This is a genomic window from Streptomyces sp. YGL11-2, from assembly GCF_050054615.1.
GTDB lineage: Bacteria > Actinomycetota > Actinomycetes > Streptomycetales > Streptomycetaceae > Streptomyces.
The window spans coordinates 1-13,010 of record NZ_JBNHIN010000070.1 but is presented as its reverse complement, the minus strand read 5'-3'; the positions used below and the strand labels follow the sequence as shown (position 1 = coordinate 13,010).

The window sequence follows — 13,010 nt, the reverse complement described above, 5'->3', positions numbered from 1 at the left end:
GCTGGTTCAGTTCCAGGAGCAGGGGATGACGAAGTCGTCGTAGGAGCGCTTTACGTCGATCTCGCGGTCCGAGCCGTAGCAACCGCCGACCTGGTGGTAGGAAACATCGAGGCGGCGGATCCCGCACTTGATGAATCCGGTGGCACCAAAGCCCAACGTGTCGCTACGGGACTTCTGGGTCCAGGAGCCGTCACGCTTGATCGACGGGCCGCCCTGGTATGGGCTGGCTTCCACGTTGACGGTGGCGTCTACTTCGGCACTGTAGCGGGGGGTGGTGTTGTACCAGGCGCTTGATCTTCTTCATGGGGACTCCTCCATCGGTGACACCGCTGCCGTAAGTGCGAGACAGCGGCATTTTCCCGAGGGGAAGATGTGTCAGGAAATGCCTCGGAGGAGTGGTTTCATTCCGCTTCAGCTGGTTCTGCGCGGCCTTGGCCGATATCAATCCTTGCTTATATAGTCTGCGTTCCTGCTGGTCGGGCTCGCGGGTGTTGGAGCGGACCGCTTAAGGAGCGGCGGCCGTGGTTACGCTCGGCGGTATGACGGACTTCGTGCAGGTGTCAACGGCGACAGAGGACCGCGAGGCAGCGGAGAAGCTCGCGCGGTCGGTGGTGGCGGCCCGGCTCGCGGCGGGGGCACAGATCATCGGGCCAGTGGTCTCGGTGTTCTGGCATCAGGGGGAGTTCGGGACCGGGGAGGAATGGCAACTGCTGTTCAAGACGCGTGCCGACCGCTACGCCGACCTTGAGGCGCATTTGCTGGAGCACCACCCTTGGACGAACCCTGAGATCTCAGCCGTGCCGATCACCCAAGGTTCCGACACGTATCTGAGCTGGGTGGCCAAGACCACTGGGCCCGATCAAGCAGTCTGAGGAGTCATACCCTGGCCTTTTCCAGAGCCTCGGCTACCTGCGGCAGATCCTTGTGCAACGCCAGCTGCCGCAGAACGGGGGCAACACGCTCGCGTGGGCGTACCGATGCCACTCCGGCGGAGAGGTCCAGGACTCGGCTGGTGACGGTTGCGGCCTGCTCGATCTCTCCAGCGGCAAGGTAGGAATCTGCCAGCCATGACAGGTAGAGAGCCTTGTCGCGGGCGTGGGTGTCATCGAACCGCGCAAGCACTTCTTGCAGCACAGGGACAGCTCGCAGCGGTCGACGCAGTTCGGTCCAGCAACGGCCATTCATGATCTGTAGTTCGTTGTGATCCACCCACGCGGCCCAGTCAGGTTGCGGAGCGTCGTCGCTTTCACGCAGGGCGGCTTCGGCCATACCGAGTGCACGTGCTGTCTCGCCGGCATTCCCGGCCACGGCGTAGGCCCATGCGAGGCGTTCGTACAGCAGCGCGCGCACCGTGCGGGGCGCGTCGGAGCCAGCGGTGCGGCAAGACTCGGTGGCGAACTCGATGCCGGATTGCCGATCACCGTTGATCTTTTGGTAGGCAAGGAAGGCAAGTGCGTTCCCGGCCAGTGGGGCGTCTCCGGCCTCGGTGGCAGCCTTATGGCTGGCCTCGTACAAGCTGGTGGCATCGGCGTGCATGCCCGCGTCGAACGCGGCCCAGCCGGCCTGCTGTGCCTGTTCTGACAGCACGGATAGCAGGGCTCGGCCGGTGGCCTCTGAGTAGCTTGTCTCTCGCATCAGGGCCTTGGTGGCCTGGAACTCGCCGAGATAGACGCGGTAGGTATCGCCTCCCCCCAAGACGTCATCGAGGCGGCGCAGACGTGCAGTTCGCTTCCGAAGTTGCACCGGAACGGCCTGGTCGATGCGCCCGCTCGTCTTCAGCTGGGCGAGGTCCGGCAAGCCCAGTACGAGCCCTGCACCTACGGCTGAGGCTTTGAGGAAGAAGTCCCTGCGCAGCACCGTTTCATTTCCATCTCGACTTGGGGCGGTGGTGTCTGCTGGCGAGGTAGGGATCTGACCAGAGGGCGGGACACTCTCCCATTCGCGGGGAGCAAGTCCGAGCAAGTGCCCTGGAATACGTAAGGCGTCGGCGATCGTTGCGGTCTTCTCGTAAGTGCTGACGCTGCCTTGACCGCGAGCCAGGAGGCCGACCCTCTCAGGCTTCATGTCGCATTCAGCTGCGATCTTCGAGTAGCTGATCTTGCCCCACTTACGGGCGAGGAAGAAAACGCTGCCGAAGTCATGGGCTGCAATTGCGGCACGCATGTCTGCGCGGTTCAGGACATCCGGAGGTAGCGCCGTTGGTGGGTAGTAAGTGGTCATCTGGTGCCCCATCGCGCCTGCTGATGACAGTGTGTCGCATCTTCCTGACCGGCAGCCTACCCATCATGGGGACCCCACGGCGGGGAAGTCGGGGCCTTCGATCCACAGCAAAGTAGTGGGTCGGTACTGACACCCCTGTTGGCGAGGCGAATTGATGTGGCTGCCATGACTATCCGGGTCTACAAGATCGACCGCGTGACCAAGGAGCGCTGGGACATCTACTCATGGTCGTGCCCTCAACGGCGCTCCGGCGGCACGCCCTTGTCGAGTGGGTGGCCACCGTGCGAGTGCTCGCGCTGTCAGCCGAAGTCAGAGACTCGGTGTGCGTGATGGCACGGGTGACGGCGCTGAAAGTCCAGCGTGGGGACCGGGTGTTGGTCCGGGGTGAGTGGCGCGAGGTGAAGGCGGTTCGTTCGGGTCGGTACGAAGCCGGCGGCCCGATCGTGGTGCTGGTCTTCAAGTCCGGGAGTCCGCTGCGGGCTCACGCTGGCGACGCACTGAGCGTTGATCGTGATGGAAGGCGAGTGCGCTGATGGTGGTTACAGCGATCTGGCGGTTCGCGGACTGGGCGCTGAAGGTCGATACCTCGGGCAGCGGCCCGATCTATGAGCAGCAGTGCATGACATGCGGTGACGAGTCGGGCGCGGCGGACACGGCGGAAGGGCCGGACGTGTGGTGTCTGCGGCATGCGGGGCGTACGGGGCACACCGGCTTCCGGCGCGTGGTCACCACGTTCTTCCGGGCTTCGCTCGTAGAAGGGCCTCGTCGATGACCGCCGACAAGCACGAAGGGCAAGCCGCGGAGATCATCGCGCTGTACACAGAAGGTCTGTCTGTGGCGCGGCTGCGGGAGCGGTTCGAGATCTCGGCGTGGGCGCTCTACGGCTTGCTGGGGCGGCACCAGGTTCCGCTGCGGGGAACAACGCGCCTTAACTCGGCGTCGCGCAGGGCGGTGGCGGAGTACGACCGGCTGCGAGCCGACGGCATGACGCGTGACGAGATCGCGGGGGAGTTCGGGATCAAGCCCGCCACCTTGAAGCGGGCACTGCGGCAGAGATCGCAGAGATCTGCGCCGAGCCGCTGACGGCAGTGCGCTACCCCTCCCTGGGGTTGGCACTCAACTTGCGCACAACAACCGAAGACCGAGACCGGGCCACCCCGTAAGCCGTGGAAAGCGAAGGGTGGCCCGGCAGGGGACACGGCGGTCCCCGGTGCCGATGGTACCGGGGCCGTCGCCGTGCGTTCACGCGACGGACTCAGCGACAGCGCTACTCAACCACTGGGCCGAGAAAGGGACGTGACGATATGTGCGACATCGGGGGAGATGGCTTCGAGGCGGATGGCCTGGACCCTGACGCGCTGCTGTGGGTGCGCGGAGTGGACTACATGACCGGCTGGCGTGAGGCATCTCGGGCGGCGGCGGAGCTGGGCGACGCGTTGACGGCTGCTGGTGTGGAGATGGCGGGGGCGAAGCTCCAGGCGGTCTCGGCCGGGGCCGGTTCTGGTGTGGTGCGGCTGGAGTTGTCGACGGCTGCGGCGCGGGAGGTGGCCATCGGGGCGTACATCGCGGGCTTCCAGCGGGCCTACGAAACCAACCGGGCACCGTTCTTCATCGGCAACCACTTCGAACAGTGGAACGGCGGCATCTACATGGACGCCGTCGAAGAGGCCCTTAAGCACATAGCCGACACCAAGAACAAGGACGTCCGACTCGTCTCCTTCCGCCAGCTCTGCGACTGGCTGGACGCCCAGGACCCCAAAGTCCTCACCGACCTACGCCGCCTCGGGGTGGGACAACAATTCACCGGACACGGCTGACGGTGCGCCAGTGGGCAGGGTTGGCGAACGCCGACCGGTACGCGATCCACGCCCGCGAGTGCTCGGGACACGCATCGCGCCCGCCGCGCCCCACCAGGTAGCCCGCTACCTGCCCGAGGTCTCGTGTTGGTCTCCGTAGCCATTCTCGGCAGCAGCGTCCGTCTCGGCAGGAACCGGTCTGCACCTCGGCGACGGGTACCTGGTCGAGGACTGCGATGGGGTTGGCGGCGCGGGGCGGTGGTGTGGACATGTTGTCGATGGCGCAGTCGCCCCGCATAGCTGTTCAAGCAGACAGCTATGGTGACAAAGCGAAGTGAACGGGTCGGAACTGGCGGAGGCAGGCTGTGACGGACGAGGGGCGACTCATCGCCGGGCGCTACCGGCTCACCCAGCAGGTCGGCCGTGGCGGCATGGGCACTGTGTGGCGCGCGCAGGACGAAGTGCTGGGCCGCCAGGTCGCGCTCAAGCGGATCCATGTCCAGCCGCACCTGCCCGAGGGCGAGCTTGCCACGCTCTACGAGCGCATGCGCCGTGAGGCGCGCAGCGCCGCCCGCATCGTGCATCCCAATGTGGTCGTGGTCCATGACGTCGTGGACGACGACGGTCGGCCCTGCATCGTCATGGAGTACGTTCCGGCGGTCACGCTCGGAGATCTCCTCAAGGACGGGCAGACCATCCCGCCCGAGGAGGCGGTCCGCATCGGCCTGGAGATGACCGCCGCGCTGCGGGCCGCGCACGCCGCCGGGGTGCTGCATCGCGACGTCAAGCCCGGCAACGTCATGCTCGGCGCCGAGGGTCGCGTGGTGCTGACCGACTTCGGCATCGCGATGACCTCCGATGTCTCAACCCTCACCAAGACAGGCGAGATGGTCGGCTCCATCCAGTACATGGCGCCGGAACGGATACGCGGTCAGAAGCCGGGGCCGGCATCAGACCTGTGGGCACTGGGCGCGACGCTGTACCAGGCGGTGGAGGGCCGGCCGCCGTTCCACCGGCCCACCGTGATGGAGTCCGCGTACGCCGTCGTCGTCGACCCACTGGAGCCAATGAAGCACGCCGGGCCGCTGGCACCGCTCATCGAAGCCCTCCTGTCCAAGGATCCGGACGAGCGGCCGTCGGCGGAGCAGACCGAGCGAGCCTTGCGGGCCGCTCGGTCCAGGGGATCGACTGAATCGGTTGGATCGGATGAATCAGCTGGACCGACCGGGCCGACGACGGTTCTGCCTCCGGAGCCCGCTGCAAACCCGTCCTCTGGACCGGACAGCGAGGCCCCGGCTCGGACCTCCGGTGGGGAGACGGCAGCTGTCGGACCTGCTCGAACCGATGGCGGCCGGGAACGGCGCCGGGGCGGTAAGCGCCGCGTCCTCGTCGCGACCACCGTTGCCGTGACCGCAGGGGCCGCGGCCATCGCAGGCACGATCTACGCGACATCGGACCATGGCACCGGCACACCCGGCACCGGCGCCGTGAAGACCCCCGGTGCTGCTACACCGTCGTACACGCCGGCGCCCGTGCCCAAGGGCTTCCACCGGGTCAGCGAGATCGGCGCCTCCTTTCCCGTGCCGGACGGCTGGAAGGCCGTCACGCGGTCGGGTGAACTGGTCACATTCGCCGACAAGGCAGGCCGGGGCGGCCTCACGGTCAAGATGGTGGAACCCGCGGGTTCGACCCCCATGGCACATTTCATGGACATGGAGGCGATCACGAAGGGCAACTACCCTTCCGGTTACCGGAGACTGCGCATGCAGCAGACCACGTTCCGGGAACAGCCCGCCGTGGTGTGGGAGTTCACCTTCAAGGGGAAGGCACGGGTGTTCCGCGGCATCGAGCAGGGCTTCGGCCAGGCAGGCGGGCGGGAGTACGACATCTACCTCTCGGCACCGGAAGCACAGTGGGACGCCTACCGCCCCATCTTCGACACCTGCAGGGACGGATTCACAGCAGCCAGGCACTGATTTTCCCTTGCCCGTACAGGGCTCGGACCGGGCCCCTGCTACGAGCGTCATAAGCCGTCGCAATCCGGCCGTACCTACGAGTTGGTGCGTGAGAGTAGGTGAGGGCGTAGTGGTCTTGTCGAGGACTGATGTTCAGGCTGTCGCTACGCGGTCCGAGTCGAGGCCGGCGATGGCTCGATAGGTGGCGGGTAGGGCTTCTCGTCGGTGGGTCCGGCGCAGTAGTTGCTTCCAGTGTTTGTGGTCGGCCAGGGCGTGTTCAACGGTGATGCGTCGGGACGAGTGCTGGTGGCGGGCTCGCTTCCGGGCCTCGTGGACTTCGCTGCAGATGGATGAGGGAGGCCCTGGCCACTGTCCGGTCGACGAAGACGAGCTGATGCCGGGCGCCTGCCCCCTCGGCCAGGCTGACCCACAGCGGCCGCGGTCCATCCTCCGTGATCAGCTTCCTGCGGCTCATCCGGAGATCAACGTTCGCGTCGATGAACTCGGTTGTGAGTGCATCGACTGTCTTTGAGGTGTACCGGGCCGCGAGGTCGTAGGCGGCGCCGCTGCGGTGCCAGTCGGGGGCCTGCCGCTTCCCTGACCGCGGTGCCCAACCGCGTGATCTCGGCCTCGGACCACTCCCGAAGAGCAGGATGGCTATCTGCACGGCGACTTCCTTTCCTGGCCGCACATCAATGGGCGTATGTGGGGGCGGGGTTGGCGCGCCGTAGACAATGTCTACCAAGGCGTTGTACAACTGTTGATCGCCGCCCGCGGCCGGCGGGGGGCGAACCATCCGCGGAGGAGTGGGATGCACTACCTGGTCATCGCATACGATCACCCGGGCGCAGAGGGGCGTCGACGTCGCGCCCGTGCCCGGGAAGCGCATCTGGCCCAGGCGGCGTCGATGAAGCAGGTCAAAGCCGTCTTCGGTACTGCGATCCTGGGCGATGACGGCGACATGATTGGTTCGATGCTGGTCATGGCCGCGGACTCCCGCGAGGATCTGGACGCATGGCTGCGCGTGGAGCCGTACGTGGTCGACGATGTCTGGCGCGAGGTACGAGTCCATCGATGCCAGGTGGGGCCGCCCTTCCTCCCGACTGGCGGCCGAACGCTCCAGTAGTCGGCCAACTGCATCGCAGGCCCGGCAATCCGCCCACGGCACCACGCTGGCCGCCAGCGCGATCGGAGCCCTGACGCCGGGCCGAGCATCCGCTCGGAGCGGACGGAGCTGTCCCGAGCTCGGCATGGCGCCATGCCCCGATCCTCGTCTGCAAGCCACCTCCTGAGCCATGGACAGTGTCTGCGGCTCCCTGGTAGACACTGTCTATGGGCGTCGAGGGGGCTTTACGGGAGCGGCTGGTCGACCTCTTGCCGCCCTGGGCCGGTGGGGCCCGCGCCCGACCGCCGTCACCGGAACGCTCCTCGTCGTGATCGGCATCGCCGGGCTCTCGCAGCTGGCGAAGAGCGGCGCGGCGTCGTCGACGACGCGCCACCCGAGTACGCCGGAGCCGTCGGCGGCCTCACGCAGACGGCCACGAACATCGGCTCCACCTCGGCATCGCAGTCGCAGTCGCCGTCAGCGCAGGCGCCGCCGCCTGTATGGGAACCACGTTGTGGCACCTGGACGCTGTCGCGGTCCTCGGCCTGCTCCCCGCAGCACTACTGCCCAGAAATCAGAAGGACAGCGAGATATGAACGACCATCAGAGGACGGACGGATTCACCGCTCCCGTCGACGACCGGTACTTCGAGGACTACACGGCGGGCGCGACGTACGAGTACGGCACCGTCGCGGTCACCGAGCAGGAGATCATCGGCTTCGCCTCCCAGTACGACCCCCAGTCCTTCCACGTCGATCCCGTCGCGGCAAAGCAGGGGCCGTTCGGCGGGCTGGTCGCCAGTGGGTGGCACACAGTCGCCCTGATGATGCAGCTGTTCGCGCGGCACTACCTGTCCACGGTCGCCAGTCTCGGCAGCCCCGGAGTGGACGAACTGCGCTGGCTCAGGCCCGTGCGCCCCGGCGACCGGCTCCGCCTGCGCCTGCACACCCTCGACACCCGGCTCTCGCGCTCCGACCCGCGGCGCGGCATCGTACGCACGCACGCCGAGCTCATCGACCAGAGCGGCGAGCCGGTGCTACGCGTGACTGTCGTGAACCTGCTGCGCACCCGCGACAGCGCATGACCGGCGGGACGTCGCAGTTGCTCCTCGGGGGTGTCGTCATGGTGGGCGCCTGCGTGCAGTGGCTGACCGGGATGGGCTTCGCACTCGTCGCCGTGCCCGCGCTCGCGCTGCTGCTCGGTCCGTTCCAGGGCGTCGCCCTGGCCAACTGTGCGGCCGGGGCCATCAGCGCCGTCGGGCTCGTCGGCGGCTGGCGGCGGGTGCGACTCACGGCGATGGTGCCGCTGGTCGTCGCGTCCGCGTGCGCCGTCCCGGCCGGAACATGGGTGGCCGGCCAACTGCCGCGCCCCGTCCTGTTCGTCGGGATGGGCCTCCTGGTCACCCTCGCAGCGCTGCTGGCGATGCGCGGCCTGCGCGTGTCCGCCCTGGCCGGTCCCAAAGGGGCCGTGGCCGCGGGCGCGGCGGGCGGGTTCATGAACGCCTCCGCCGGACTGGGCGGCCCGCCGCTCTCCCTCTATGCGATGAACGCCGACTGGACCGTCCACGAGTTCGTGCCCAACGCGCAGTTCTACGGCATCGTCGTGAACGCCTTCTCCATCGCGGCCAACGGTGTTCCGCAGCTGGGCGCGGCGGGGTGGGCGGTGGGAGTCGCCGCGACGGTGCTGGGCGCGGCCATCGGCAAGGTGCTCGCCGCACACGTCCCGGAAAGCCGGGCCCGGCAGCTCGTCCTGTTGCTCGCGCTGGCCGGCGGGCTGTCGACCCTGGCCAAGGGGGTGGGAGTGCTGTGATCCCAGACGCCGCTACGACCCGCCCCGCACAGTGGTGGCCAGCGGCCCCCTGCCATCCAGTCGACGGCTGTCAGAGCCGGCAGCTGATCTCCATGCCGTCCTCGACGGGAAAGGCGACGCTGCGGTAGCCGTTCGCCGGGTCCCGTACGTGGTCGAGGTACGGCCGCATGCTCGCGAAGGAGGTGTCGTCGGCCACGACGAGGGTGCCGGGTGCCAGTCGTGGTTCCATTGACACCGGGTCAGTGGCGATGTTGCGGGTGTAGCGGGTTGGCCAGCATCTTTGCAGCTCAGAGGTGGTGTAGGGCGGATTGGTGCATGTGCATGTGTCGCCACCTGTCACTACCTTTGGCAGGACGCATGCTGACTCGATGCTGACATTCATGACTACCCGTCAGCTAAAACTGACGGGTAGTCATGGCGTCGCCTCGTGTGTCGGAGATGAGGCGGCGGATGGCTTCGGATGTCGAGCTGTTGCGTAGGTTCGATTTCGGAGTCGGCCTCTGTCGATATCCGCCTTGAGGAGCATCTGGTGCCCCGAGCGTGCAGTCGGAGCAGGGTGGCCAAGGGGGGCTTGGGTCGTGCCGCAATGAGGGATGGCCGCTTGCTCGGTGCGATCGAGGTCCGGGGGTGCTAAGTAGCGATCTTTTGTTTTGGTCGGTGGGGGAGGGGGGAGCGCCTTGTGGCGGTCCGAGCGGGGCGATATGTCCCTGCGCCTCAGTTTCGGTGATGAGCGCCTGGATGATGCGCAGGTCCTCGGATGGGCTTGGTGAATCTCTTGGGATCCGTTTTTGGGCGCTGCGGCGTGGGGTCGGGTGAGTTTGGCCGGAACGGGGGAGAGGTGAGCTTGGTCAGGCGCCAGGCTGGAAGGGGCCTCCGCGGCGGGGAGTAGTTGTTGAAGCGGGCCGAGATCGGGACCCCCGTGGTGCTGCGGAAGGCCGTCGAGTTCTTGACGTCGCATGGGGCGTCGCTTGTCGGCATCTCTCGAATGGTCCCCGGCTGCCAGTTTTGGGTCAGCAAGGCTGCACAAGGGGAGGCCGCAGAACTGAGATTCCCTCGTGATCAAGCACGGTGTACTGCTCCATGGTTGCAGTGGTGGTTGCATTCACCGGTGCGACTGCCGGTTTGGCAACCTGGGCGGACAGGGTGTCGATGGGGTCCGCTCCATCCGCGGCGAGATCAAGATTCTGGTCGCGGGGCAGACCGCCGAGGCCGCACCGCGAAAGCGGTGGGCGATCTCCGGAGCCGCTGAGGTCGCCTGTCGCAGAGCCCTGGGGTGCCGTAGAGTCGACCAAGTGCGCTACGGACAGAAGGCGTTGCTGCCGGCACCCGAAACGTTCCCTGACGAGAAGGCTCTCGCCGCGTTCGTCCTCGGCAAACTGGATAAGTGGTTCCACATTGAGGAGCAGGTGCCAGGGCGCTACTGGACTGGCGAAGAGACACGAATAGACGCAGTGCTCAGGCCCAGAGATCCGGAAGGTTGGCACGATAAGGAGCCTGCCTTCGGCGTCGAGTTCAAAAGCCTCGCTCCGAACAGCAGCACCGGCGACCGGTACGGGTGGGTTGCGCAGGCTGTCGGATACACGCATTGCCAATGGCAGGGCTACGGCAGGCTGGGGATCTTCCTGTGCCCTTCCCCTCTGACCTGGCTCCTGTCCCGCGCGGACGAGGTCGCAACTGCCCGCCAGCAGCAGATCAGCCCTGAAGCGCTGGAGAAGGAACGTCAACGGGTCCGCGAGTACGGGCGCCGCTTCGGCAAGGAATACTCAGATGCGTATGTCGACAGCGAGGCGCTGCGGACGCACCGCCGTCGCCTCGGTGAACTGACCTACGAGGAGTTCACCGCTCGCGCCGACGGGTACGCCAACGCCGACGAGCGAGAGCGCGAGCATGATTTGCGAGTAGCCGAGGAGCTGACCCACCTCCTGGGACAGCTCAGCGTTGGCGAGCTCATGCCGTACGAGAAGATCGGCTGGGCGCTTATGCGGTCGGGAACACGGCTGTGGAGCGAACGCGGCGGCGCGGCCAAAGTCCCGTACGGGCTACGCCCCCGCATCGGTTCCGAACGACGCAGGCACTGAAGCCCGATCCCTCAGGCAAGCTGACCTGGGGGACCGGTGGAGAACGCTCGGGCAGGGTCCGGTGGCTCTCCCGCAGGCCGAGCAGGAACCGTCCCGGGGAGTGCCTCATCCAGGGTGCGCTGGGCGGCGGCGGTCGTGACAGAGGCGCGGGCGTAGATATCGGTCATGCTGGTGTGCACGGTGATGTGCCCGGTGGCCGCCGGGAGGATCGCGGCCTGGGGTATGGCCTCCCGTCCCGTGTTCTCGGGGAACCACCGAGTGCCGTAACTGAGGTCCTCGATCGCGGGGGCTGCATCGATCGCGCATATTCAACTGTCGCCAGTTCCCTGTGGATTCCACCCCGCCGGTTACCGAGTGTGGTCTTCGTGTGTCGTATCGCCGGGGACACGAGGCGGGGCGTGCTGAGGGCCGCTCTGGGACTTCCGCCCCTGTCAGCACAGCCTTGCCGGCGATGCCTGCCAGGACCTACGCCCACTTCGCCTCAACCGTTCAGCTGAGATAGTCCTGAGGTCCGGATCCGTCCCGGACGGTATCGAGGGTGAAGCAGTGGAAACCTCCGCTGAACAAGCGCCGATGGCGGTGCCGTACGGGGATGACCGTGAAGCCATGCGACTCCAGGGTCTTCACCAGCCGGGGCGCCTGGGAGTTGGCGATCACAGTGCGCTCGTCGACCGACAGGACGTTCATGTCGATGTACAGGCTGATGAGGGTCAGGTCATCGGGGCCGTAGTCGGGAAATTCGGCTGGATCGGGTTCGGGAACGTAGATCTTGTCCCACCGCTTCAGCGGTTCGGGGAGGTGTTCAATGACGTGGGGGCTGCGCAGCAGCAGGGTGCCGGGGCGCAGCGGCAGGACCTGGGTGTCGATGTGGTTGTTATCCAGGCTGCGCACAACGTGGAAGCGGAAGATGCCCCCGCAGTGGCGTTGGAGCCACTGCGCACCGAGGGCGTGGTGTGGGGTGGCTACGTTGACCAGGACGTCGCGGCCGAACCGTAGGCACTGGGCACCATCGGAGCCTGATCGGCGACTCCCGGCGTGCGCAAGAGGCAGATCGGCCGGTGGCACGGCGCTACGGCCTGGCCACGGGGCGCATACGCTCGACGCCGCGCCATCGACTTCGATGATTGTTCGCGCACGCTTTGGCCCGTGTTCACCCGACGCCGCGAACTGTTCGGCGTGCGCTGTCAGCCTGCCTGCCGAGTCGACGCACCGCCCCCAACACGTCACCGATCAGGCACCCTGTTCGACCGGACGTACCTCTTGATCACTAAGCGGGCGGCTTCTGAGGCGGGTCCACAGTGCCGCCGTGAGTCCGGTGGCGCAGGAGAGGAGGTGGCCGATCGGGGCGGGTTCGGCGTCGCCAATGCCCTCCAGCAGGGCGGGGGTGACCACGGCCAGCAGGACCACCCATACCGCCCGCAGCCAAACCGGCCGTGCGATCACGATTGCGATGGTCATGGCCGCGACCACCACGTAGGACGGCCCGGTGTCGAGCCCGTGCGATTCCGAACCCGGAAGCTCTCCGTGGTGGATGCGCCACCACACTAGGGCTTGGGCTACAACGCTGGCACCTATGTGTGTTCCCGCCAGGGTGAGGAGCGCGCGGCGGGTCCCCAGGGCGGAGACTGCGGTGTAGGTCGACAGGGCGAACAACGGCCAGAGCCAGGGCGATGCCTGGGGGACGAGCGCGGAGACGGCCAGCGCTTCGACAGGGTGCCCGGCGGGCCAGAGGTGCAGGTTCGCCAGGTTTGTCGACGACCACGCCAAGAGTTGGTCGAGCCGGTTGGGCGGCAACAGTTCCTCGACCATCCAGGCGACGGCGAGCACCGCGACATACCAGGACGCCGGGTTCTTCAGCAGGGAACGTATCCGCGTCCGGTGGTGCGGTCCACTGTGTGTTTGTTGTGCCTTACGCAACGCGTGAATCCGTTTCAGTTCTCGTCGATCCGTTGGTGGTCAATAGCTGATTAAGAGCTCCTAACGCAACGCTGGTAGCCGTGTCCTCCGGACGGATACGTCGGTTGCTTGGGATATGGGCAAGCGGAAC

At 66.7% G+C, this 13,010-nt stretch carries 12 protein-coding genes and 1 pseudogene; 8 read left to right on the top strand and 5 right to left on the bottom strand.

Annotated features, from left to right (window positions below; translation table 11 throughout):
* Positions 1-6: 6 nt before the first annotated feature.
* Positions 7-234, bottom strand: coding sequence for a hypothetical protein (locus tag ACO1BR_RS39400; protein ID WP_426799918.1), 228 nt, complete (start codon positions 232-234; stop codon positions 7-9).
* Positions 235-539: 305 nt separating this feature from the next.
* Between ACO1BR_RS39400 and cutA the strand changes: the two genes are divergently transcribed.
* Positions 540-872 (top strand): divalent-cation tolerance protein CutA, encoded by a 333-nt coding sequence (cutA, locus tag ACO1BR_RS39395; RefSeq protein ID WP_426799917.1) that lies wholly within the window; start codon positions 540-542, stop codon positions 870-872.
* A gap of 4 nt (positions 873-876) precedes the next feature.
* Here the strand turns inward: cutA and ACO1BR_RS39390 are convergent, their stop codons facing one another.
* Positions 877-2,220, bottom strand: coding sequence for an XRE family transcriptional regulator (locus ACO1BR_RS39390; RefSeq protein ID WP_426799916.1), 1,344 nt, complete (start codon positions 2,218-2,220; stop codon positions 877-879).
* Positions 2,221-2,988: 768 nt separating this feature from the next.
* Here ACO1BR_RS39390 and ACO1BR_RS39385 point away from each other — a divergent pair.
* From ACO1BR_RS39385 to ACO1BR_RS39360, 6 genes and pseudogenes are all read left to right on the top strand, one after another.
* Positions 2,989-3,303 carry a hypothetical protein gene (locus tag ACO1BR_RS39385; RefSeq protein WP_426799915.1) on the top strand — a complete coding sequence of 105 codons (315 nt, stop codon included), beginning with the start codon at positions 2,989-2,991 and terminating at the stop codon, positions 3,301-3,303.
* A 455-nt stretch (positions 3,304-3,758) separates the two neighbouring features.
* Positions 3,759-4,037 (top strand): annotated as a pseudogene (locus ACO1BR_RS39380) (hypothetical protein); the annotation flags it as partial.
* 344 nt (positions 4,038-4,381) lie between these two features.
* Positions 4,382-5,992 (top strand): serine/threonine-protein kinase, encoded by a 1,611-nt coding sequence (locus ACO1BR_RS39375; RefSeq protein WP_426799914.1) that lies wholly within the window; start codon positions 4,382-4,384, stop codon positions 5,990-5,992.
* 790 nt (positions 5,993-6,782) lie between these two features.
* Positions 6,783-7,097 (top strand): YciI family protein, encoded by a 315-nt coding sequence (locus ACO1BR_RS39370; protein WP_426799913.1) that lies wholly within the window; start codon positions 6,783-6,785, stop codon positions 7,095-7,097.
* Positions 7,098-7,668: 571 nt separating this feature from the next.
* The gene (locus ACO1BR_RS39365) at positions 7,669-8,160 is read left to right on the top strand and encodes a MaoC family dehydratase (RefSeq protein ID WP_426799912.1); all 492 of its coding nucleotides are present in this window, start codon (positions 7,669-7,671) and stop codon (positions 8,158-8,160) included.
* Entirely contained in the window at positions 8,157-8,885 is a 729-nt protein-coding gene (locus tag ACO1BR_RS39360; RefSeq protein WP_426799911.1) for a TSUP family transporter, read from the top strand. Before ACO1BR_RS39365 ends, ACO1BR_RS39360 begins: the two co-directional genes overlap by 4 nt.
* Positions 8,886-8,955: 70 nt before the next feature.
* On the opposite strand, the gene ACO1BR_RS39355 is transcribed toward ACO1BR_RS39360, so the two are convergent.
* Complete coding sequence (locus ACO1BR_RS39355; RefSeq protein ID WP_426799910.1) at positions 8,956-9,114, bottom strand: methyltransferase; 159 nt, start codon at positions 9,112-9,114, stop codon at positions 8,956-8,958.
* A 1,063-nt stretch (positions 9,115-10,177) separates the two neighbouring features.
* Between ACO1BR_RS39355 and ACO1BR_RS39350 the strand changes: the two genes are divergently transcribed.
* The gene (locus ACO1BR_RS39350; protein ID WP_426799909.1) at positions 10,178-10,963 is read left to right on the top strand and encodes a hypothetical protein; all 786 of its coding nucleotides are present in this window, start codon (positions 10,178-10,180) and stop codon (positions 10,961-10,963) included.
* Positions 10,964-11,452: 489 nt separating this feature from the next.
* Here ACO1BR_RS39350 and ACO1BR_RS39345 read toward each other — a convergent pair whose 3' ends face one another.
* Together ACO1BR_RS39345 and ACO1BR_RS39340 are read right to left on the bottom strand one after the other, a co-directional pair.
* On the bottom strand, positions 11,453-11,854 hold the full coding sequence (locus tag ACO1BR_RS39345) for a hypothetical protein (RefSeq protein WP_426799908.1): 402 nt from the start codon (positions 11,852-11,854) through the stop codon (positions 11,453-11,455).
* Positions 11,855-12,193: 339 nt separating this feature from the next.
* Complete coding sequence (locus ACO1BR_RS39340) at positions 12,194-12,790, bottom strand: rhomboid-like protein (protein WP_426799907.1); 597 nt, start codon at positions 12,788-12,790, stop codon at positions 12,194-12,196.
* Positions 12,791-13,010 lie beyond the last annotated feature (220 nt).